17 protein-coding genes and 1 pseudogene are annotated in these 23,437 nt (G+C 60.8%); 1 reads left to right on the top strand and 17 read right to left on the bottom strand.

The features are described from left to right. Positions 1 to 39: 39 nt before the first annotated feature. The 16 genes and pseudogenes from BRAD3257_RS42380 to gabT all read right to left on the bottom strand — a co-directional run. Positions 40 to 251: pseudogene (locus BRAD3257_RS42380) on the bottom strand (IS5/IS1182 family transposase); the annotation flags it as partial. A 662-nt stretch (positions 252 to 913) separates the two neighbouring features. Further along, positions 914 to 1,582 (bottom strand): SDR family oxidoreductase, encoded by a 669-nt coding sequence (locus BRAD3257_RS32630; protein WP_122405279.1) that lies wholly within the window; start codon positions 1,580 to 1,582, stop codon positions 914 to 916. 132 nt (positions 1,583 to 1,714) lie between these two features. Beyond that, a complete protein-coding gene (locus tag BRAD3257_RS32635) occupies positions 1,715 to 3,034 on the bottom strand; it encodes an alpha-hydroxy acid oxidase (protein WP_122405280.1) in 1,320 nt (439 codons plus the stop codon). 469 nt (positions 3,035 to 3,503) lie between these two features. After that, entirely contained in the window at positions 3,504 to 4,658 is a 1,155-nt protein-coding gene (locus tag BRAD3257_RS32640; RefSeq protein WP_160118897.1) for a M24 family metallopeptidase, read from the bottom strand. Positions 4,659 to 5,066: 408 nt separating this feature from the next. After that, on the bottom strand, positions 5,067 to 6,089 hold the full coding sequence (locus BRAD3257_RS32645) for an aldehyde dehydrogenase family protein (protein WP_283809910.1): 1,023 nt from the start codon (positions 6,087 to 6,089) through the stop codon (positions 5,067 to 5,069). 22 nt (positions 6,090 to 6,111) lie between these two features. Next, on the bottom strand, positions 6,112 to 6,711 hold the full coding sequence (locus tag BRAD3257_RS41835) for an aldehyde dehydrogenase family protein (protein ID WP_283809911.1): 600 nt from the start codon (positions 6,709 to 6,711) through the stop codon (positions 6,112 to 6,114). Between the two features lie 10 nt (positions 6,712 to 6,721). Further along, a complete protein-coding gene (locus BRAD3257_RS32650; protein WP_122405282.1) occupies positions 6,722 to 7,537 on the bottom strand; it encodes an enoyl-CoA hydratase/isomerase family protein in 816 nt (271 codons plus the stop codon). Positions 7,538 to 8,287: 750 nt separating this feature from the next. Next, entirely contained in the window at positions 8,288 to 9,190 is a 903-nt protein-coding gene (locus tag BRAD3257_RS32655; RefSeq protein WP_122405283.1) for an alpha/beta fold hydrolase, read from the bottom strand. Positions 9,191 to 9,203: 13 nt separating this feature from the next. Next, positions 9,204 to 10,184: an NADPH:quinone oxidoreductase family protein gene (locus BRAD3257_RS32660; RefSeq protein WP_122405284.1), complete on the bottom strand. Its 981-nt coding sequence runs from the start codon at positions 10,182 to 10,184 to the stop codon at positions 9,204 to 9,206. Beyond that, complete coding sequence (locus BRAD3257_RS32665) at positions 10,181 to 11,827, bottom strand: class I adenylate-forming enzyme family protein (RefSeq protein WP_122405285.1); 1,647 nt, start codon at positions 11,825 to 11,827, stop codon at positions 10,181 to 10,183. Before BRAD3257_RS32665 ends, BRAD3257_RS32660 begins: the two co-directional genes overlap by 4 nt. A 267-nt stretch (positions 11,828 to 12,094) precedes the next feature. Further along, the gene (locus BRAD3257_RS32670; protein WP_122405286.1) at positions 12,095 to 13,336 is read right to left on the bottom strand and encodes a pyridoxal phosphate-dependent decarboxylase family protein; all 1,242 of its coding nucleotides are present in this window, start codon (positions 13,334 to 13,336) and stop codon (positions 12,095 to 12,097) included. Positions 13,337 to 13,459: 123 nt separating this feature from the next. Beyond that, on the bottom strand, positions 13,460 to 13,606 hold the full coding sequence (locus BRAD3257_RS39915) for a hypothetical protein (protein ID WP_160118898.1): 147 nt from the start codon (positions 13,604 to 13,606) through the stop codon (positions 13,460 to 13,462). After that, positions 13,603 to 15,336 (bottom strand): hydantoinase B/oxoprolinase family protein, encoded by a 1,734-nt coding sequence (locus tag BRAD3257_RS32675; protein WP_122405287.1) that lies wholly within the window; start codon positions 15,334 to 15,336, stop codon positions 13,603 to 13,605. The genes BRAD3257_RS39915 and BRAD3257_RS32675 overlap by 4 nt, the downstream gene beginning before the upstream one ends. After that, a complete protein-coding gene (locus tag BRAD3257_RS32680; protein WP_122405288.1) occupies positions 15,333 to 17,414 on the bottom strand; it encodes a hydantoinase/oxoprolinase family protein in 2,082 nt (693 codons plus the stop codon). Before BRAD3257_RS32680 ends, BRAD3257_RS32675 begins: the two co-directional genes overlap by 4 nt. Before the next feature lie 371 nt (positions 17,415 to 17,785). Next, complete coding sequence (locus tag BRAD3257_RS32685; RefSeq protein ID WP_122405289.1) at positions 17,786 to 19,255, bottom strand: NAD-dependent succinate-semialdehyde dehydrogenase; 1,470 nt, start codon at positions 19,253 to 19,255, stop codon at positions 17,786 to 17,788. Positions 19,256 to 19,268: 13 nt separating this feature from the next. Continuing rightward, positions 19,269 to 20,552, bottom strand: coding sequence for a 4-aminobutyrate--2-oxoglutarate transaminase (gene gabT / locus BRAD3257_RS32690; RefSeq protein ID WP_122405290.1), 1,284 nt, complete (start codon positions 20,550 to 20,552; stop codon positions 19,269 to 19,271). Positions 20,553 to 20,844: 292 nt separating this feature from the next. On the opposite strand from gabT, the gene BRAD3257_RS32695 reads away from it, so the two are divergent. Further along, complete coding sequence (locus tag BRAD3257_RS32695) at positions 20,845 to 21,798, top strand: LysR substrate-binding domain-containing protein (protein WP_160118899.1); 954 nt, start codon at positions 20,845 to 20,847, stop codon at positions 21,796 to 21,798. Positions 21,799 to 22,046: 248 nt separating this feature from the next. Here BRAD3257_RS32695 and BRAD3257_RS32700 read toward each other — a convergent pair whose 3' ends face one another. Next, entirely contained in the window at positions 22,047 to 23,393 is a 1,347-nt protein-coding gene (locus BRAD3257_RS32700) for an IS5 family transposase (RefSeq protein ID WP_122406345.1), read from the bottom strand. Positions 23,394 to 23,437: the final 44 nt, after the last annotated feature.

Consider the following 23,437-nt stretch of genomic DNA (forward strand, 5'->3'; position numbering starts at 1 on the left):
CGGCCAGCAAAGGCCTTGGCGAGGCCGGGCGCGGGCCTCCGCTATCAGCTTGGACAGCCGCACCAGATTGTAGGCGCCAGCAGCAAAGGTAAAGGCCCATCCGATGGGCCCACGGCCACGGAAGCTGGGCTTCTCTTGTCGGCGACCGTTTTGATCCAGCCGGATGCCTCCTCGATGCAATTGGCGCTGCGTTGGCTGACGGCATAGCCGCCGTGCCGGGTCGTTCGCCCATCGATCGCAGCCCGCAATCCAGGAATCATGAAGTCCCAACTTGTGAGCACTGGCGTAAGCGGCGGCAGGCCCATTTCTTTCAAGACCATGTTCTGAAGATCAACGGAAGAGCCCGTTGCCTCGCCGGTCGGCGACACGACTAGGCCGACGCCAGGGCTACCTTGATTTTGCCGGCCTTACGGATGGAACTAAGAGCGTCCTCCGCGTGGCCAGCCACAGGAATCGAATAGGCCGTCAACGTGAGCAGCAGGAACAGAGAGAGCTTTGATGCAGCGCGCAAGAGCTCTCCTCCATCAAGTTCTCTAAGCAAAACCTGTTGTTACTTTGAAGGCGAACGAGGCGCCAATACCAACTTCGAAAACACCGATATCAGAATGGAATGATCCTAGCCCAGCTTCACGCTTAAGTGGAAGGGGCCGGTGATTTTGGAGGCGTCAGCCGGCACGGCTGCTGTCTGAGCCGCGCAGGGACTTGCGGGAGAGGAGTGCCCAGTACGTCAACCTCGCATAACTGAAGACATCTCGTGCGAGAGAAGTTGGTTGAACCATACGTTTTCGATGTCAACGCGAATGACTGATCCAGCGCGGTTGGAGAGCCAATTGTGGATAAAACTTGACGCGGTCGTCGCCTCGGACAGCGGCTGCGCCAGCCACAACCAGAGACGCCTTCCTTAATGGCGACATCACCAAGAGATTACCTCACCATCATAGTTGATGAGGAGACCCGTGTTGTGCGAGCCGAGAGTCGCAATCACGTTGCGCATGTTCGATACGCTTTCTCCAACCTCGATGTCCGCGGCGCTCGTTCCCATATCAGTCTTCACCCAGCCTGGATGTAGCGCCGCGACGAGAATTTGCTTTGGCGCCAGATCGATGGCCAAGCTCCGTGTGATGCAATGAAGCGCTGCCTTGGTGGCGCGGTACGCGTAGCTTCCTTCTCCCTCGTTGCACGCGATGCTGCCTAGGCGGCTTCCAATATTGATGATCTTGCCCCCGGGAGGAATGAGAGGAAGGAGAGCCTCCGCTATCTGGAGCGGCGCAATGGCATTGACGTGAAACGCTGTCGGCCAATTTGAGTAATCCAGTTGCCCCAGCTGTTGGGTGCCTGGGTGATAACCCGCATTGTTGATCAAGAGGTCGATTTGGCGCCCCTTGAGCACATGGGCTAGAGAGCGTATGTCGACTTCGCTGCGAACATCCAGCTGTAACAACTCGGCGCTCCAGGCACGCGTTTGAGCAGCCTCGTCGGGCTGTCGCGAAGCCGCAATCACGTGCCAACCGGCTTCGTGGTATTGTCGTGCGAACTCCAAGCCTAAGCCGCGGTTAGCTCCAGTTACAAGAACGGTCTGCATCGTATCTGCCTCTTCGGTGTTTGAAAGCGAGAACCGGTTCGGAGCATTGGGGCACAGCCAATGCGGACATCACCCAAGTCGCTCCTGCCGATAACGCTTTTTATTATTACTGGCCTATGCGACTGGGTGAGGCTATCGCGGTTTGGTAGCGCCATTGCAGGGGACCCCGCTACCGGTTGATACAGGACGGCGGTGCGCGGGCTCCGCCATATGGAGTAGGCTCCTGTCCAATTCGCAGATAGTCTTGCAACCCGTTTGTGCCATTGCGACGTCGAGTTCACGCCGCAAAATGCCGATCACTTGGCTCGCCCCCGCCATGCCACCGACGGCCGTGCCATATAGAAGAGGTCGACCAATCATGACGGCCTTGGCTCCCACTGCAAGGAGCTTGAGAATGTCGCTACCCCGCTGGATTCCGCTGTCGGCAATCACGGCAATTTGCTCACCGACCGCATCAACAATTTCCGCCAGAACCTCAATCGGTGCCACCGCGCTATCGAGGTTGCGTCCGCCATGATTCGAAACGACAATGCCGTCGGCGCCTAGCTTGGCCGCAAGGATTGCATCATCAGCACGAAGGACGCCTTTAAGGACAAGATTGCCCTTCCAGAGTTCGCGTAGCTGACGGATGTGATCCCAGCCGAAATTGGGCTCGTAACGGAGGCTCTTACTGCGGAATATGTTGCTGCGATAGGCAGGTGGATAGTTCGCGAACGCCGGGACTTGGCCTCTGGCCAAATAGCGCGCTAATACGCCGAAGGCCCAGCGCGGGTGGAGAGCCACGTCGCAAACGTTTCGTGCCGAAAATTTGAAGGGCATGCCGAAGCCGTTGCGCGTGTTGTATTCGCGGTTAGCAGCTACGGATCCGCTGTCGACTGTAACTACCAGCGTCCGCACGCCGTTGTCCCACGCCCGCTGAAGCAGATCGCGCCAGAACTCTTCCCGTTCCCAAAGGTACAGTTGGAGCCAGATCGGACCTGTGCTCGCTGCCGCGATCTCTTCTACCGCGGTAATCGCCTCGGTCGCAGCACAGAAGGGAATCCGGTACGCGGCGGCAGCTTTGGCCAGCTCAATCTCTCCTTGATACCACACTAGGCCTGCGAAGGCGGTCGGAGCGACGATGATTGGTGTGTCATGAGTTTGGCCCAAGATCGAGACGGCTTGGCTGCGAACGCCAGCGCCCGTCAGGATCCGCGGACTGACCCGCACTGCGTCGAGGGCCTGCCGGTTGCGTAGGAGCGCAGTCTCGTCCTCGCTGCCCCTATCGATATATTCGAAGATGCCGCGTGGCAGTCGGCGTTTGGCCAACTGCCGAAGCTCCGTATAATTGAGGAAGTCGTTTACGTAGCTCAGCTCCGGTACTGGATGCGATGCTAGCTCAACGTGCTTCGTCGTCGAGCCGCGCAGCTCACGAGGTTCTGTCCGTCGTTCGTTTAGCGGTTTTGGCTCCATCTTCCTGGCAATCCTCTCGATGACCTCAATTGAAATACTTCGGCGGGAATGATGCAACTAGTAGTTGCATACAAGCCCAGGCGGAAGATGATAGATTAACGCCCTGCTTGGCATCATGATCATGTGAGCGCCCCCCCCCCGTGCGGACGAAGCCGAACGCCGGCGCTGCCAGCCGGCGATGCTTTCGTCGACTTCCAGCTCGAAGTTCCAGTCGAACATCCTATGGTTCCAGAGGTGGCGATGCCTGCGGCGATGTCGATCCGCATGAACTTGTCATGGGGCGCCGCCTCAAGCCGCCACCCACATAATGTACCCGCACTCGCCCATAGCGCCGCGTTTTCTCCTTCATCCTCCCTGGCGTCTGCCAGCGAATCGGACAGTTTGCGACCCAGCCAAACGGTAAAGGCGACTAGGGCGCGCCGCCAAGCCGATTCCGCTTCGAGTCAAGCCACCAGAGGCCTTCGTCTTTTCACAGCCGGATCGGCTCGCCAATGATGGGGATGTCGCGTGAGCCGAATCCCAAAGTCAGCACGCGCGGTCCCTGTTCCGTTACGACGAACAAATCCTCAATGTGATACATCGAGCCGTCGGCGTCGGTAACCATTGGCTCGATGTTGAACACCATGCCCACTTCCAGCTTCGCCTTCTCGCCAGGCCGGATCATCGGGAATTCGTGATTCTCCACGCCAAAACTGTGGCCGAGAAACACCATGTTGAAATTGAGCCCGAGTTTCTCAGCCTGCTCCCTGCAGAAGAAGTAGGGCTCCTCCGCCGCGATGCCGGGCCGAACCATATTGATGGTCGATGTATGTAGATCCCAAAGCTTTCGGTATGTCTCGCGCTGCAATAGAGTGGGCTCACCGGTCGAATAGGTGCGCGCAAAATCACTGCCCCATGCACCATATTTGCCGCCAACGTCGAGGCGAATGATCTCGCTTTTCAAGGGTACCCTGTCGGTCGGGCGCGCATGGTTGTAGGAGGTGCGAGGGCCGCTTGCGAAGATCAAGAAAGCAATTTCCTCGGCTCCCTTGCTGACGACGCCATCGGTAATGCGATTGGCCATCACCCGCTCAGTCTCGCCAAGCCTGCTGGCACTCATCGCCTCCAGTACGGCTCGATGCGTCTGCTTGGCGCTCCTCTCAAGAAGTTCGATTTCAGCCGGCAACTTGACCGCACGAATTGCGGCAAGATATTTGCTGGTATCGATGAACCTAACATTAGGCATCCTGCTTACAAGGCGCGCATGGGTCCCTGCTGGTAGATAGTTCAGGTCGATACCAATCGTGCCGCGATCCTTCCCGATACCAATTAGAATATCTGCAAGCGCGTCTGCGGGGTCATTCGTGTATTCGGTGTAGGTGCGAACGTCCTTGATCCAGCTCTCCTCAGCCGTCTGCTTCCGCTCGGTGGTCGCAACTAGCGCGACCGGCTCCCCGGCGGCTGGCAGGATCACAAATGCCTGGCGTCTCAGACGCGAGACTGACATTAGGCAGACACAGCTCGCGTAGATGAAGTTTTCCGGGCTCGTGGCGATAACTGCATCAATACCGAGCTTCCCCGCCAAGGCCTGAAGAGCTGACGTATTAGGCCACGGAGACATTGGTCTGGGGGCAGCTTGGTTCATGAATACCGGGCTCCTGAGAGTTGATAAGTATTGTGATGAAATGTGACGGAGCGGCTCCGCCGGGGCCAATACCAATTCCGAAGCGTTCGATACCAGATTGGAATTGTGATTGGCATAGTGCCCGGATGGCGGCCCGAGCGATCGGGGCCCCGCGCGTGGATGCCATCGCCTCCAGTCGCCAAATGGGAACCGGTCAAGCATACCCCTTGCGGGGTCTGACAGCGTCAGGTTGCCTAGTTTAGCTCCTCCTTGTGGTCGTTCAGCAAATTTAAGTTTCAGATGCGGCAGTCTCGATTCAGGCCGTACCGACGGGCTGGATCTCAACCCGTCTGAGACCATATCGAACAGTTGCCGGTCTACGTTTGTAGCGAGCTGGCTAACAAAACGTCGTGGTCAGGGCTCAAATGCTCAATCGTCAACCGAACTGCTCAGGTAAGGGTAACGATAGTCTCTCGGCGGAACGAACGCTTCCTTGATGCTTCTAGGCGATGTCCATCGGATCAGATTCCAGATCGACCCCGCTTTGTCGTTGGTGCCAGACATTCGCGCTCCGCCGAAGGGCTGCTGGCCCACAATCGCACCCGTCGGCTTGTCATTGATATAAAAGTTCCCGGCCGCAAACCGAAGTCCACTCGATGCCTGATCGATGATGCGGCGATCCGTCGAGAATATCGCGCCCGTGAGACAGGCGCCCGATTGATCGATCCTCTCGAGAATGTTTTCAAAATCGCTATCGCGAAAAACATAGGTCGTAACGATCGGTCCGAAGAATTCCTCACGGAGAAGTGGCGCTTCCAGATCGTCCGTTTCGATCAGGGTCGGCGCAATGAAGTACCCGTCCTTCTGGTCGCCCTCTCCTCCTCTGAGGATCTTCGCGCTGGAGGCCTTGGCTTCCTCGAAAACCCGCATGTGTTTTCGCCATGCTTTTTGATCGATCACCGCTCCCATGAAGTTGCTGAAATCAGACACGTCGCCAACCCTGATGGTCGAAATTTCATCGCATAAGATTGTCTTCAGCGCTGGCCACAAGGAAGCGGGCACGAAGACCCGAGATGCGGCAGAGCACTTTTGTCCCTGGTATTCATAACCGCCGCGAATGATCGCTGTACCCAGCGCTGCAACGTCAGCGCTGCCGTGGGCGAGAATGAAATTTTTTCCCCCGGTTTCGCCGATTAGCCGTGGATAGCTGCGATAATGATCGACATTCGATCCGACCTTTCGGATAACGCTATTAAAGACCTGCGTTGAGCCAGTGAAGTGAACACCCGCAAGGCGATGATCGGCCAATGCAATCTCTGCAATTTCGGCGCCATCGCCATAGACGAGATTGATCACCCCATCTGGGAGGCCTGCCTCCCGCAAGATCCGCATAATAAGTTGAGCGGCATATTTCGCGGTGCCCGCCGGCTTCCAGACAATGGTGTTGCCCATCAAGGCTGGTGAAGTCGGCAGGTTACCGGCGATCGCGGAAGTTAAACGGCGTGAGCGCAAATACGAAGCCCTCCAGCGGGCGGTAATCGCTGCGATTCCAAACGCCGGGCGTAGAGATCGGTTGATCTTCATAAATGCGCTTCATGAACTCGACGTTGAATCGCCAAAAGTCAATGAGCTCCGCGGCAGAGTCGATCTCGGCTTGGTGAACTGTTTTGGATTGTCCGAGCATGGTCGCTGCGTTGAGGCGATCGCGCCATGGTCCCGATAGCAGCTCGGCAGCTTTCAGGAAAATTGCGGCCCGTTCGGTCCAGGGCCATTTTGACCAGTCGTGCCATGCACGCACGGCCGCATCGATGGCGGCTTTTACTTCCGTTGCAGAAGCCAGATGAGCATCTCCGAGTACATGCCCATGACGGTGAGGCATGACCGCTGTCTCAAGACGGCCGGTGCGCTGTTCGGCCCCGTTGATGAATAGCGGCAGCTCGACACGCTCCCGACTCATTCGCTCGAGCGCGGCCTTTATCGCCGATCGCTCGGGACTAGCCGGGCCGTACTCTCGCAAGGGTTCGTTACGCGGAAATGGTGGATGCGAGAGCGCAGCCCCTGCAGACGATTTCATATCACGCTCCTCAATCGAGAGTTGATTTGGGTGCCGGCGGCTCTGTTTGCTCTTGACGCCTGCGGGCACGGCGCAGCGCAAAGAAGTCGCGTATGACGGCTTGTGGTTCACCACCGTTGAATGCTTCGACTTGTCCTTCGGCGGCGAGCTCCCACGCTCGCTCATACTCAGCTGAATTGGCGTGGCACAGGTATTGTTTGGTAATGCGAAATGCCTCCGCGGGCTTTCCGCCGAGCTCGCGTGCCACCGATAGCGCGGTCTCAAGAACCTTCTGCCGCTCCACCAGATGATGAATCAACCCAATTCGATAGCACTCTGCCGCATCCATCATTCGCCCGGTAACGGCGAGCTCCACTGTGCGCGAGCGCCCAAGGCTTTCCTTCATGAGCCAGGGACCAAGGATACTTGGAATTCCGGAATTGACTTCCGGCTGCCCCATCTGCACGTCGGGGTGAGCGACGATAACGTCCATAAGAAGCGTAATCTGAAAGCCTGATCCAGCAGCGAGACCATTGAGCGCACCCACCACAGGTTTTGGCATTTCACGAACCGCGTCGTAGAAACGCTTGAACTGATTCATCGACTCCCGGGTGGTCGCTTCGCTTTCGACCTTCTCCGATTCAGTCAAGTCCTGACCAGCACAAAAGGCCCTATCTCCCGCTCCAGTGAACACGATCGCGCGCACATCCTCACGCTCAGCCGCAGCGTTCAGAATATCGCAGATGTGGTGCCTCATCTTTCCGGTCCAGGCATTGAGGCAATGTGGCCGATTCAGCCGTATCACGAGAACGCCCTGCAAAAGTTCAGTCTGTACTTCATCCGTCATTATAAAACTGCCATTTCTTGCTCAGTTTTGCGTCCGCCGTTTCGAGACCGTCCAGGCCATTTAAGCTTCAATCCGAATGTCCAATCCGCCTGAGCAGTCGGGGCGTGCGAATTCGTGGATAAGGCCCAGGCGGAAATCATCAACAAAGTCGATGTCGTGGAAACGCAGGCGAGCGTCGCCTCGCGCCATTGAATGAGATCCGGCAAAGCTGTCGTTGCAGCAGCTCCGCGAAGCTCATGACGCTGCCCCTGAACCGCAAAATGTCCTCCATTCCTGGACATTCGGATAGATTTGCAATGAGCTGATGAAGCCTAAGCATCCGATTCCATACGCGCCCAAGGGAGCCGGTCGAGACGCGCCAACGACCTTCACAACTTGTCTCGCGATCGCACGTGGTCAGGCCAATACCAATTTCGGAGCAACCAATACCAACTTGAAATTGATCAACCTTCCGCCGGATCGCCACGAGCGTAGTGCCCGGCAAGGCCGATAGAAGCTGAAGATACGAAGGTGCGATGCACGCAACCGCCGCCGCCCTTCTGAGGCTGGCATCTTGCCTCCTCCGGTTGGCCAGCAGCGGAAATACCACAAAAGGGATCCCCTAGACGAGGACACGCACCTGTTGCTGGCTACATACTTCTGTTCCAAGCCGATGATGCGCGCGGAATTTTCCATTGTCATAATGTCAACCAGGATCGCTTAGCGGTCGGATGAATCTTTCGATCTGGCTGTGCTTCCGGTGACTGGCCATCACGTCGCCACGAAGCTCTCGATCAGCTGCGCGAGTTGCTGCGGCTGGTCGTGGTGCATCATGTGCCCCGCATCCTCGATCCGCGACAGCCGGCAATCGCGGATCCACGCCAGGCGTTCGCGCGCTTCACGAATTGCGAACTGCTCCTGCCAAGCCTGGGGCATCGGGTCGGACGCCTCGACCATCAACGTGGCAGCTACGATACGGCGCCACGTTTCCTGCATCTCCTCGGGCCGGAAGAGGTGCGGCCGTGCGATTTTGTGTGATGGGTCTGCGAGCACGCGCCACGCGCCCTGTTCATCCTGCCGCGCCCAGTGTCGCGCGAGCCAGTCGGCCTTGTCGCGCGCAAGGCGCGGGTTCGACTTCATCAGCCGCTGGGCGAAAGCCTCCGCCGAGTCGTACGATTTCAATTCCAGTTCGTGGCGATGGTGTGCTTTGAGCTGGTCCATCCAGTTTGCGAAGCGTGTCGGGACGTTCGCAGGGGAGTCGCATTCGAGACCGTACCCCTCCAAGTTCACGAGCCGCCGCACGCGCTGCGGCCGAAAGCCGGCGTACATCGTCGTAACATTGCCGCCGAGGCTGTGGCCCACAAGGTTCACAGCTGTCTGCGGTGAGTAACGGTCGAGCAGGAAGTCGAGGTCGGCGACCAGGTCCCCAAACCAGTGGAAGTCTGCGCCGGGTGACCGTGTGAGGCCAAACCCACGCAGGTCCGGCGCGATAACCCAGTGCTCGCCTTCGAACGCATCGACAACGAACTGCCACGACGCCGCGACGTCCATCCAGCCATGCAGCATCACGATAGGCACCTCACCCGGCGCGGGCCGACCCCATTCGAGGACGTGGTAGTCGAGGGTTCGGATACGGACGAATGTGGCGCGCGCTGCTCGCTTTTCTTGATACATGGCGGTGGCTCGACTAAAACGTTAGAACTGTGCTACCGAGCGACGATCTCGACGAGAGTGCACCCAGGGCCGCAACGAGCTGACCGGCACCGACTGTGTTCACAAGCAGCGGACCGATCCGGGCGTTCGCTCTCATGCGTAACACTTCGCCGATGACTTGCCGGTAGTGGGCCGGCTCCTTCTCGAAGGTCGCATATGACATTGCCACGCCGAGGACCGCGCAGAACTTATTGATCATGTAGTGAGCCGGGATCAACGGAATCTCTCCTCCGGCAAACCCCACAACGAGAATACGTCCTCTGCGGGCGACGCATCGTAGGCACGCCTGCTTGAAGTCGGTCCCAACGGTATCAAAGATGACGTCGGCGCCACGACCTTCCGTGATTTCCAGCACGCGGCCGCGCACATCTTCAGTTGTCGTATTGATTAAGTGGCTAGCGCCCGCCCGCCTTGCGATACTCAGCTTCTCCGGCGAGCTCGCCGCGGCAATGACGAGCGCCCCCAGCGCATAGCCGATTTCGACTGCTGCGCGCCCGACGCCACCTGCAGCGCCACGCACCAGCAGTACCTCGCCACGGCATACCTGCGCGCGATCGACGAGGCCCTGATAGGCCGTCGCATAGGAGGCGCTGAGCACGGCGGCTTCAGCGAAGCTTACCACTTCGGGAATGGTGATTGCCGCCCCAGCGAGAACGATGGCTTCCTCGGCAAATCCACCGCCGCTTGGCAGCCGCGCCACTACGCGATCGCCGACAGCATGGCCCGATGCGGATTCGCCGCACTCACGAACCGTTCCGGCGACGCCCTCGCCGGGAATAAAGGGAAACGCCGGTTTGCGTTGGTACCTGCCGGCAATCATCAGGGTATCATGGAAACCGGCGTCGGCCGCCCGGACCTCGATGCGAATTTCTCCTGCATCAAGCGGCCGCGAAGGGACTTCTTCGTATTCGAGGACGGAGGGCTCCCCCGATTGGCGACAAACAAAGCCTTTCATTGCGTTCCCCCCGGCCGCCAGCGCCGCTGCTCGGTGTCGTAGACGCCGACTAAGGGATCCGCGACATCCGTCAGCTCTCGCTTGAGCACCTTGTTGCTCGAGGTCGTGCGCGGCAGCGACCCGATGAAGGCGATGTAGCGCGGCACCTTGAAGGTAGCGAGCCGCGCGCGAGCGTGTCCGACGATGCGCTCCACGGATACGTCGGCCGGGGTGATGCTTTCCGCCAGCTCCACGTAGATCTTCACTTCTTCGCCGCGCTTCGCGTCGGGCACTGGCACCGCCGCCACGTCCGCAACGCCAGGAATCTCGCGAATGATGGCTTCCACTTCGCGCGCCGCGATGTTCTCGCTCGAACGGCGGATCATGTCCTTCTTGCGTCCAACGAGCCAGTAGAAACCCTGCTCGTCTCGGCGCATTAGGTCACCCGTCTTGAACCATTCGCCCTCGAATGCTTCGGAGTTGGCCTGCGGACGGTTCCAGTAGCCCTTAAACATGCCGCGCCCCTTCACCCACAGTTCGCCGACATCACCGACGGGCGTCGGGCCGCCGTCCTCGTTCACCAGCCGCAAGGTGCGAAACGGAGCGCGCAGCCCGACGGTGCCGGCGACCTCAGCACCGTCGACGTCGCTGCACATCATGGTGCCCCACGCAACTTCCGTGGAGCCGTACGACATCTGGCTCGGTACCCCGCAGCGCTCTCGGAACTGGCGCGCCAGATCCTTGGTCCAGCTTCCGTCCTGCCACACGAGTTCCAGGAACGTCTGGGGGCCCTCGCCGGCCGCCAGCACCTGCGCCACCGCTGCAGGTAGCATGCACCATTCGATGCCATACCGGATGAGCCAATCGAGGAACCGCGTCGAGCTGAGCTTCTCGGCAAGGTACAACGTGCCACCTTGCCGGTAGGAGCGGAGCAACTGCGCTGGTCCGTTACCGTAGAAGAATGGTGCCCAGCACAGATAGTGCGCGTATGGCCGATGATCAGTCGAAGCTGAACCCATCGAACTCACACTCCAGTAGTCGTGCCCGATCATGCAGCCCTTGGGGAAACCGGTGGTGCCCGACGTGTACTGGATGTTCAGCAGGTCGGTCGCACTGACGTCCTCCTGAACCGGCGCATCGGAGGCGCCCGCCAGCAGGCCCGCGAGTGAGGGAACCGCTCCGCCATCGCCTGTGACGAACACCCGCTGCATGTCGAGGTCGCGCGGCCACGGATCCACCGCACGGAAGGCCGCCCATGCCGTTTCGTCCACGACCGCGAACTTCGCCTGGGTGTCGGACAGCACGTATTCGATCTCGCGCGGCGTGTAGCGCATGTTCAGCGGCACGACCACTGCGCCGAGCTTCGCGCAGGCAAACCACAGCAGCGGAAATTCTATGCGGTTCGGCAGCATCAGGCCGATGCGGTCGCCTTTGCGGACACCGGCGGCCAGCAATGCGTTCGCATACCGATTGGACTCAAGATCCATCTCCAGGTAGGTCGCGTGCTGGCCTCGCTCGAAAACATCGATCGCCTTCACTGTGCCGTGCGTCCGCGCACGCAGCGAAACCAGTTCGCCGAGCGGGCTGACTTCATGGTTGGCTTCGAGCGCCTCGAGCCTGCGCAGCGCGGCGGCGACGCCGGCCTTCGTTCCGATAGGGTTCATGCAGCAAGCCTCCTCCGCCGCCTTGCGTGTTCCTTGATCATGTCAGCGCCCTTCTCCCGAGGATCGAACTCGCTCAGCGAGACCGCAAGATCGACGTTGCCGATCACTGCGGACTCGCGAGTGCGCTCAGTGACGCCACCAACCGCTGAACAATCGACTGACGGTGGCCACGCGCGTCAAACCGACCGTGCGCGAGCTTCCGTTTTGGTAAGTCATCTTGTCTAGAAGGGAATCACTTTCTGCGTGTGTTCGTTCTCCCGGGTTTTCTCAGTAGGAGCGGTGATCGACGTTACCAACCTCTTGCGTGCTGCGCACATGCTCGACGGCTTCAGCAAGATCGCCCAGGTACTGATCGAGCGCAGGGGTTATCGCGGGATTGAGCACGACATGGATCGCCTTCGGCGTGGTCGACCTGCCGACGAACCAGTCTTTCTTGCCCATGCGCTCCGCGACTGCATAGATGTCAACTTTCGGGTCGATCGAGTCGTACATCAGGATGCTCAGATCGCCGGGTTCAATGACCCGAAGTCCCTTGATCTTTTGCACACCTGCGATGAGCTGCTTCTTCGTGTCCATAATCACGCGCGCGATCTCGCGATAGCCTTCGTGGCCGAGCGTATTCATCACCGCCCATGCCGACGCGATGGGGCCGGCCGCCCGGCTGCCCTGGAAGGTATGGGACAGGAATGAGCCGCGTGGCCAATTGTTGAACTCGAAGCGGTGGTACTTCTTGTTCTCGCTATTCGCCAGGAGAAACAAGGACGCGCCTTTCGCGGCGAACCCATACTTGTGCAGGTCGGCGGACAAGCTGGTGACGCCGGGGACCGACAGGTCGAATGCCGGAATTGGATAGCCGATTTCCCGCACAAAAGGTGCGAGAAACCCGCCCACACAAGCATCCACGTGCAGCCACAGGCCGTGCTTCTTGGCGAGCGCTCCGATCTCCTCGATGGGGTCGATGACGCCGTGCGGATAGCCAGGCGCCGACGCGTAGAGCATGCATGTGCGTTCGTCGATCGCCGCTTCGAGCGCCTTGAGGTCGGCACGACGGTCCGGTCGCAGCGACGTGCGGACGGTCTCCATCCCAAGGTAGCCGGCAGACTTGTCGACACTCACGTGTCCGGAATAAGCCATGACGATCTTGGGACGGTCGATGCCCTTCTCCGTTCGTGCCCACTCTCTGGCGGACTTCAGTGCGAGAAAGATGCTTTCTGTTCCGCCGCTGGTGAAGGTCCCTCCGGATTGTGGGCCGCCACCGAGAAGATCGAGTCCCATTTCGATGACTTCCTTCTCGAGCTGGGCGACGCTCGGAAAGGCATGGCCGCCCATCGCGTTCTCGGTGAAGAACTCCATGTAGGCCTCATGCGAGATTCGCAGGAGTTCTTCGGTATAGTAGTAGACGTAGACCGGAAGGCGCCCTTCCTTCCATTTGGCGTCACCCTTCTTCAGGTCGCGCAGGTGAGCTTTGAGCTTGTTCCAATCGGCTCCGCTTTTCGGCAGTGTGGTCATGTCTTGGATCCCATGTTCAAGGTTCAGTAGTCGCCCACCGCCTAGGCGCGGCGGGGTTACAAGGTCCTGGTTTCGTCGATGCCGCATCCGTCGGATGTGACCACCGTGTATTCCCGCTCGACCTCAGCTCACGATATCGTCGCGCCCATTGGGCAACACGTTCGAAGGATACCGCGCCAGGTGCGCAGACCATGCGCCGGGCATCACGACCATCTGCCGCTGGATGTGGTCGAGGCGGTTCTGCGCCAGCGCGAGGTCGACACGATTCATGCAGCCGCAGCTTGACGCAGTTGTGCAGTTCTGGCTTCGTCGATGTGCAATCCGTCGGCCGTGATGGCAACCGCATAGTCCCGCTCGGCTGCCGCGACGCTCACGATCCCGTCACGCACGTCGCGCAAGACACGGGAAGGATCGCGCTCCTTCGGGTCGCCGTATCCACCGCCAGCACCGGTGAGGCCATGGCACGTCACGGGTCCTTGTCGTACCACGCTGTTTCTCGTCGGGCGAAATACACTGCCTTCGTCCAGCAGGAGCATCGGTTCCGCGCTTGCGCCCGGCTTGCCTCCTTCGACGCCGAAGGAGGCTGATCGCGCACTGCCCGCTCCGATCAGGTAGCAATAGTCGGCCGGCGTAAACACGTCGAACTCGTGGTCGCAGCCCGTTCCGCCGCGGAAGCGGCCGGGACCGCCGCCGTCACAGCGGAACTCCTGGCGGCGGAAACGCACCGGAAAGAGGTACTCGTAGTCCTCGAGATTGGGCGCCGTCATCCCGCCGAGCGTAATGAGGTTGCCGATCATGTTGAGACCGTCGCGGCCTTCCACAGCGCCGCAGCCCGCCCCTGCGGTGAACGGATACATGACGTAGCGGCCGCCATTGGGATAAATGCCCGCAATGACGAGTTGCGCGCCCGTTTTCGCCCAGCCGGCCGAAGCGCGTTCGGGCAGGGCCTGGGCCAGCGCCTTCCAGATCGCGTGGATGATCTCGAAGGCCGGCAGGATCGTGTTCATCGTCATGGCCGCCGGCGGCCGCGCGTTCACGAGGGTGCCCTCCGGCAGGCGGATCTCGACGCTGCGGAAGGCCCCTTCGTTCTTGGGCAGGTCCGGTTCGAAGAACGAGGCCAGCGCCATGAAGACGGCTGCCGTGCTGTTAGCGACCGAGCTGTTCTTGGAGCCCTGCATCTGCGGCGACGTCCCGTCGAAGTCGACGATCAGGCCAGACTCGCCGACCGTCACCGCGACCACGATCTTGTTGTCGACGGGCTGGAAGCCATCGTGGTCCATCGGTTCCTCTGCTTTCCAGGTGCCCTTGGCGAGCCGGGAATACGAGGTTTGGAAGCGCCGGTCGGCATGGGCCAGCACGCCATCGAAGAATTCGTCAGAGCCGACCTCCTCGACGAGCGCCGCAATACGCTCCGCGCCGATGCGGGTCGAGCCGATCATGGCGCGCACATCGCCGTCAAGCGCATCCGGAACGCGCGTATTGAGTAGTAGCAAGCGCCAGAGGTCCTCGCGTACGCGGCCTGCTTCGATCAGCTTCAGCACCGGGAGCCGAATGCCTTCGTGGAAAATCTCGGTAGCCTCCGGGTTGTAGGAGCCGGCGGCGCCGCCACCGATATCGACCTGATGCGCACGATTGCAGGCAAAGGCCACCAGCTTGCCCGACACGAAGACGGGCCGCGCAATGACCCAGTCGGGCAGATGATTGCCGCCGGCGGTGTAGGGATCGCTCAACAGGAAGACGTCGTCCGGTACGATCGCATCCTTGAAGTCGCGCAGGATCGCGCGCACGGCAAAGCCGCCGCCCCCGGTATGGATGGGAAGACCGTCCGCTTGGCTGATTAACATGCCGTGGGCGTCGGCAATGAAGCAGGAGAAGTCGTGGGCCTGGCTGAACTGCGGAGACCGGGCGGTTCGCGTCATGACCCATCCCATCTGGTGGGAGATGTGATCGAGCCGGTTCTGCACCAGCGCGAGCGTAATGGGGTCCAAGGCGGGGTTCATTCGGCAGCTCCAATATGGACCAGGAAGTCGTTGGCGGCGTTGACTTCGACCACGTCGCCGGGACCGACGAAGGCGGTGGTCGTACGCTCTTCGATCAGGAGCGGCCCTGGCAGCTTGCAGCCGGGCCGAAGGTCCTCGCCGTGGTAGACCGGGGTGTCTTGCCATCCCAATGTCGGATCGATCCACACCGGACGTTTTTGCCGGGGCGCAGGAGACTTTTGCCGGGACGTTCGCGCCGGCGGCAGCGACCACTCCAGACTGCCACGCCCGACAACGCGCAACGCCCTGATCTCGAGGCGACCGCCGGGCTGAATGTGCCCAAACAGGCGCTGATGCTCGGCTTCGAAGGACTGCCGGGCTGCCGCTTCATCGAAGCGATTGGCTTCCAGCGTGACGCGCACAGGCCATTGCTGCCCGACATAGCGCAGATCGATCTCGCGCTGAATGGTGCTCTTCTCGGCAAAGCCTTGTCGCGCCAGGGCCTCGCGCGCCTGGGATTCGAGCTGGCCAAATGCAGCCTCGAGTGCGGAGCGCTCAACCTTGTCGAGGTCGGCGACAAAGACCTGCATATAATCCTGCCGTACATCGGACTGCAGGGTGCCGATGGCACAGAAGGCGCCGGCGGCGCGCGGCAACAGCGCGCGCTTGCACCCCAAAGCGCGCGCCACGGCGGTCCCATGCATGGGACCGGCACCGCCTGCGGCCACCAACGTAAAGTTGGCGGGGTTGTGCCCGCGCTCGATGCTGAGTCGCTCGACCGCATGCAACAGGTTCTGCTCCAGAAGGCGGATCACACCGGCGGCCGCGTCTTCGACGGAACGGCCGAGTGGGCGCGCAAGCTTGATCTCGATCGCGCGCTGCGCCAGGTCGAGGTCGAGCGTCACTGCGCCGCCCGCCAGCTTGCCTGCGCGCATTCGTCCCAGCACCAGCTGCGCATCCGTCACCGTCGGCTCCTCGCCTCCAAGTCCGTAGGCGGCGGGCCCCGGCTGCGCGCCGGCCCCCTTCGGACCGACATGCAGCAGGCCGCCCGCATCGACCCAGGCGATGGTGCCGCCGCCGGCGCCGACGGTGTGGATCTCCACGGACGGCGTCGTCAGGTGGTAGCCGTCGATGATCAGATGGTCGCTGACAGGCACCTGACCCTTCGCCATCACCATGACGTCGCAACTCGTGCCACCGATCTCCATCGAGATGAAGTTGGCCTGGTCCTGCGCCTCGGCGCATCCCCTCAGCGCACCGACCGCCGCGGCCGGTCCGGACAGGACCAGCATCACCGGGCGGTTGGCGACTTCGGTCACCGAGACGGCGCCGCCATTGCTCTGCAACATCAGGAGCGAGCGCGGCAGGCCAAGTTCACGCAGCCGCTCGTCGAGGGCTTTGAGATAGCGGGTGACCTTGGGCGCGACATAGGCGTTCACCACCGCCGTCGAGCCGCGTTCGTACTCACCCATGGTCGGCATGATCTCGCTGGAGAGCGAGATCCAATCGCCGCCCCAGCTTTTTGCCAGCGCCTCGCGGGTCTCGCGCTCATGCCGGCCGTCGAGAAAGCTGTTGAACAGGCACACCGCGACCGCTTCGACGCCTTCCTGCTTGAAGATATCGGCAGCCCTGGCCACATCCTCGGCGACCAGCGGCTCGACCTCGGTGCCGTCGGCGGCGATCCGGCCTCGCACCGGCTGGCGCAGATAGCGCGGCACCAGGACCTGCGGCGCCGGCGCACGATGATCCCATTGGTTCTCGCGAATGCCACGGCGGATCTCGAGCGAATCGCGGAAGCCATGCGTGGTCAGCATGCCGACCTGCGCGCCCTTCTTTTCCAGGATGGTGTTGGTGGCGACCGTCGAGCCGTGCACAAACAGCGCGCAATCCCGCAGCAGCGCAGGAAGCGGCAGATCGAGCTCGGCTGCGGCGACCCGCAAGACGTTGAGCACACCCTCGCTGGGATCGGCCGTGACCGATGGCGACTTGAAGATGCGCACCTGCCCCGTTGCATCGCGCAGCACCATGTCCGTGAACGTGCCGCCCACGTCAACGCCGATGCGCCACGGGGCCACAATTGAGGAGGCGCTATCAGTCATTGCTGAATTTCTCTTTCGTTGACAGAAGATTTCGGCAGAGGCCACCGCGAGCAGTGATCAAATGGTCCGGCAAGTGCCGCGGATCTGGTCGGCACGCCTCGCGCAGAGCTAGGCACGGGTAAATTCTTCCTCGTAGCGTAACGTTTTGATATTTTTGCGCCAAACAGCATTGTTGCCCTGATTGGCTAAACGCCAATACCAATTTCGGAGCGATCAATACCAGATTGGAATTGCTGCGCGAGACATCCGCCGAAGCAACGCGGTACGTTGAGTTCTGGCCAGGGCACGCGCGAGCGCGCCGACGTTGAGGTACTCCCGGTCGTTCGCAAAGACAAAGTGGCTTGCCCACGCTACACCGGCATTTAATCAATTTAGGTCGAGAGGCCGAGGCAGGCATATTTCAGCTCCGTGAACTCAAGAATTCCGTGATGAGACCCTTCGCGCGAGTTGCCGCTCTCCTTCACGCCGCCGAACGGCGCGAGCTCGGTCGACATCAGTCCGGTATTGATGCCGATCATGCCGAAATCGAGGGCTTCGAGGACACGGAAGATGCGGCTGACATCCTTTGCATAGAAGTAGGCGGCAAGCCCGGCCGTTGTATTGTTGGCAAGCTGGATGACCTCGCCCTCCGTTTTGAAGCGGAGGACCGCAGCAATTGGGCCGAACGTTTCCTCGCTCGCCAGCAGCATATCGCTCGTTACATCGCGAACGACTGTAGGCTGAAAGAAGGTCCCGCCCAGGGCGTGCCGCTCGCCACCAACTACAATCGAGGCACCCTTCGACAGGGCGTCCTTCAGATGCATTTGCACTTTGGTGAGCGCCCGTTCGTTGATCAGCGGTCCTTGGTCGATGGTCGCTTCCAGGCCATCACCGACACGAAGGGCGCCAACTCTCGCAGACAATTTCCTCACATAGGCTTCGTGGACGCCTTCTTGAACGTAGATCCGATTGGCGCAGACACAGGTCTGCCCCATATTGCGGAATTTGGAAACCATGGTACCGTCAACTGCAGCATCGAGGTCGGCATCATCGAAGACGATGAAAGGCGCATTGCCGCCGAGCTCGAGGGCAACTTTCTTGACTGTCGCGGCTGCCTGACTCATAAGCAGCTTGCCGACTGCCGTGGATCCCGTGAAACCCACAAGCCGTACCGCTGGATGGGTTGTAAGAATGGGTCCGATCGCTCTGGCGTCTCCGGTAATCACATTTAGGGTGCCGGCCGGGAATCCGGCACGATCTGCCAGCTCTGCAAGAGCAAGGGCTGTGAGCGGCGTTTCCGGCGCCGGCTTCACGACGACCGTGCAGCCGGCCGCGAGCGCAGGCGCGATCTTTCGGGTGATCATCGCTGCAGGAAAATTCCAGGGCGTGATTGCTGCCACGACGCCAATCGGACGGCGTTGTACGAGGATACGCGCGTCGGGACGGTGCGAGGGAAGAAGCTCACCAGCGACACGTTTGGCCTCTTCGGCATAAAACTCGATGTAAGCAGCCGCGGAATCGACTTCAGTCCGGGCCTCAGCCAGCGGCTTGCCCTGCTCGCTCGTGAGAATGACAGCAAGATCTTCGCGCGAGGCAACCACGAGCTCAAACCACCGCCGCAATACCGAGCTGCGCTCTTTGCCGGTTTTCGCAGCCCAGGCTGCGAGTGCCGCAGCGGCGGCATCGACCGATGCAATTGCTTCGGCAGAGCCAAGATCGGGTACGGCCGCGATTTCTTGGCCGCTCGCCGGGTTTACGACAGCAGTGTCAGCAGTTCCGACGAAGCGTCCGTTGATATATGCCTGCAGCTTTAATAGGGAGCGGTCCGACAGCCGCTCGACCAGCGGTACTGGCTTGAACATTCGATAATCCTGGTCAGCAACCAGTGGTGAGAGCGTTCTCGAGCTTCGCGATGCCTTCCGTCAGGACTGCGTCCGGAATGGTCAAAGGCATTAGCAGCCGGATGGTGTTACCATGCACGCCGCAAGCGAGAAGGATTAGCCCATCTTCGAGCGCTGCCTGGATAACACGTCTTGTCGTGCCTGGATCGGGTTCGGCGCCGCCCCGCGCCTTCAGGACGTCAAACGCAACCATTGCTCCTGGACCGCGGATAAAGCCGAGGGGGACCGCATCGTTTCGCCTGCTGATGCCCTCCAGTTCGTCCTTCAGCAATGTCCCGATTGCGTTCGCGCGCTCGAGGAGTCCCTCGCTGGCAATTACATCCAGAACCGCAAGCGCGGCCGCGCACGCGATCGGGCTTCCGGCATAGGTCCCTCCTAGCCCGCCCGGCTCCGGAGCATCCATGATGTGCGACCGCCCAATCACTCCCGAAAGTGGAAAACCGCCTGCAAGTGATTTGGCTACTGTCAGGAGGTCAGGCTCCACGCCTGAATGTTCGACTGCAAACATCTTGCCGGTGCGCCCGAACCCGGTTTGCACCTCGTCCGCGATCAGCACGATCCCGTTATCGTCGCAAATCCGCCGAAGCGCGTTCAGTAAATCGGGCGGCGCGGGGTGGAAGCCGCCTTCGCCCTGAACAGGCTCGATGATTATCGCGGCGACGTTTGTAGGATCAACGTCCGCTCGAAAGAGATCGTCGATAGCCCTGAGCGTATCGCTGACCGAGACGCCGTACTGCGGGACGGGGAATGGCACGTGCCACACTCCGGATGGCATGGGGCCAAACTTCTTCTTGTAGGGCGCAATCTTGCCGGTAAGCGCGCTCGCCATGAGGGTACGGCCATGAAAACCACCGGTGAACGCGATCACGTCAGTGCGCCCCGTATGGGCGCGCGCAATCTTCACGGCATTTTCAACCGCCTCCGCCCCGGTTGAGAACAGGATCGTCTTCGCACGACCGCTGAAAGGAGCAAGCCTGTTCAGGCGTTCGCACAGCTCGACGTAGGGTTCGTAGGGGATAACCTGAAAGGCGGTGTGGGTATATGCTGCGAGTTGAGCCTGCACTGCAGCCACCACTGCCGGGTGGCGATGCCCGGTGTTTAGAACCGCTATCCCGCCGGCGAAGTCAACGAACTGCCTGCCGTCGACATCCCAGAGTTCTGAATTTTCCGCGCGGGCAGCAAAGACGGGAAATGCAGATGAAAGCCCCCGCGGAACTGCGGCAGTGCGGCGGGATTGAAGCAGAGTATTTTTGGACACCGGACGATCTCCTCCACAATTCCCCTAGTCGTATCGGACCTCCGCTCCTCGTCGGTATCGGTTTGTTTGCAACGGAGTGGTCCATCAGATGCACCACTGGATTTATGAACAGTCCCCGGTTAAATGGCGATGGCAGCGGTGCGATGTTGGATAGGTCGGTCGCTGCCAGCCGAGAGCCTGTAGCTGGCGCGATCCTCAGATCAATTGCTCACCGGCGCTTGCTCGGCATCGTCGGTTATTGTTTTTGAGGTTGCCGTGCACGAGAGTTTCCATCGAGAATATGAGTCTTGACATGAAGCCACGCGCGATCCCTACCCGCTCGACAAGGGCTTCGGACGATATTCTTTTTGAATCGCCCAAGCTGCCGCCGCTGGTTATGGTGCGGGCGTTCGAGGCCGCTGCCAGAACCGGCAGCATGAGAAAGGCGGCGGATGATATCGGCGTAACCCACACCGTCATAAGTCGTCACGTCCGCAACCTTGAATCCTGGGCAGGTCGTAAACTTCTCGAGACAGGACCGCGGGGCACAATACTCACGCAGGAAGGCGCGATCTTCCACCGGGCTGTTTCCGAGGCCTTTCAGATCATTGCTGCCGCGGCGGTCGAGCTTCGCCCGCGTACGCGGAAGGGAATGTTGCGCATCTGGGCCATGCCCGGTCTCGCCACTCGCTGGCTCGCACCGAGACTCTCAGAGATTGAACGCACGCTGGCCGGAGCCGAGATCGTGCTCAGGGCAATTGACCGTTTGCCCGACTTTGCGAAGTCGGAAGCGGACGTCATGATCGGGTTCGGTTCCAGGGAGGACCTACCTGCCGGAGCAAGGTGGCTGATCAGTCCGCGGATGTTTCCGGTTGCTAGCAAGGACTGGATCTCGGAATACGGACAGCCGAAGGACTTGGCCGAGCTTTCGAAGCTACCATTGATCCACGAAGAGAGCCGTCATCAGTGGACAACTTGGCTCAAGGCCGCTGGTGGCAAGCTGAAGCACCCGCTGAGGGGGCCTCTGCTCTGGGACGCCAACATGGCGATCGACGCCGCTCTCGCAGGTCAGGGAATAGTGCTGGCGTCCCGACTAACTGTCGGTCACGAAATTGATGATGGTAAGCTCGTCGAGCTCTTGAGGACAGATGTGAGACTTAACGGCTATTACCTGCACATCAGACCAGGACGCTCCCGCGATCCTATGATCCAGAGATTGCGCGTCTGGCTGGAGAACGGCCTCCGCAACGAGGAGCAACGACGCTAGCCAGCCGTGGCTTCCGACACAAGGCAGGGCCGGTCTCAACCACGAGGTCGACGGTTGTTAGTCGAACAGCAACTTGCTGGTATGGGAAAACGAGGAACGCGATAAGACTCAAGGAGGCCGACCGAACGAGCAGGACGAGATCGAGGCTCGTGCAGTCGCTAGTCGAACGCCTCCATCTCGGCGCGACGCTTGGCGTCGGGCCGCCATTCGAACACCACGCGAGTCTGTCTGCATTCTGTCGTCGTCCGTTAAGAAGCCGATTGCAGCGGTGAGCGGTCGCTGATGGCTGCGATGAGGGTGGCCAGGAAGAGGCACCAAAGAACCCTCAGCCAGGCGAGGATGCGGCGGAAGTTGTGACCGACGGCAGAGAGGATGACGTTGGCGGCATCGCCGGCGCGGCCTTTGAGGTAGCAGCGGCCGAGGTGACCATCGGCCTTCAGGTGTCCGATGACGGGTTCGATGGCGGAGCGGCGGCGCAGCTCGCGCTTGATGATACCGAAGACGCCGCGCTTCTGGCCGGAGATGAAGACACGGCGCGGGTTCTGCGCGTCATGGCCGCGGTATCCCTTGTCGACATAGGCCCGCTCGATCGGACAGCCGGTGAGTGTCTCGGTGCGGTCGATGACGTCCCGCAGGGTGTGACCGTCGTACGGGTTATCGGGTAGCGCCCTGGCGTGCAGCACGAACAGGCCGCCGGGAGCACGGCGGTTGTTGGTGACGATGGAGGCTTTGACACCGAACTCGTAAGGCGCGGCTGCTTTGCCCTTGCCGATGCACTCGACCTCCGGAGCATGGAAGGAATACAGCTTCCAGCCGCGCTGGCGCTGCTGCTGCGAGCGGATCTGCGCGGCCCGGCTGAGCGGCAGGGCGAAGGCGTTCTCGAGCACGGCCTGAGCTTCGATCTTGCGGCGGATATCGCGGATGATCCGGCCCAACCGGCTGCGCAGGATGCGCAACTGCCGCTGATGCCGTTTGAATTGCTTGGCATGGGCGTAGCGGGAAGCCATCATGGCCGCGGTCTTGGCAATGCGAAGATAGGACTGCCGCAGCCTGATCCCGTGCTTCCTCGCCAGACGGTTGAGCCCCTTGATCGCCGCGTGCAGCAGCTTGGCATCGGTCGGGAAGGTGATGGCCTTTGGCTGCACCGTGGTATCGACTGTGACCCGCTTGAGGTCTTGGCCGCGTAACGCGCCGGCCTCGTGCGCCACCCGCAGGCTCTCGGCCAGCAGCAGTTCCAGCTTGTCGCCGAGCCGCTTGCGCCAGTGGCTCAGGTCCGAGCGCTCGTGCGGGAAGGCGTGCTGGAAGAACTCTTCGCCGGTGAAGTACTGGAAATATGGGTCGTGGACCCAGCGCTCGCAGACCCCCTCATCGGACAGGCCGTAAATGTGCTTGAGCAGCAGCAGCCCGATCACGAAGCGGGTCGCGATGCCGGGCCGGCCGTTCTCGCTGTAGAGCGGCGCGATCTCGCCGTCGATCCAGTCCCAATCGACCTTGCCAGCGAGCTGAACCAGCTCGTGCTTCATGTTGATGATCTGGTCCAGCCTGGCCCGGAACAGATCGCCCGATCCCGTCGTCCTGTGCTTCTTCGGTCGCATCGCCACCTCCGATGCGGCCACCGAATCATGTCTGGCGATTCGAC

The organism is Bradyrhizobium vignae, assembly GCF_900324035.1.
Taxonomy (GTDB): domain Bacteria; phylum Pseudomonadota; class Alphaproteobacteria; order Rhizobiales; family Xanthobacteraceae; genus Bradyrhizobium; species Bradyrhizobium vignae.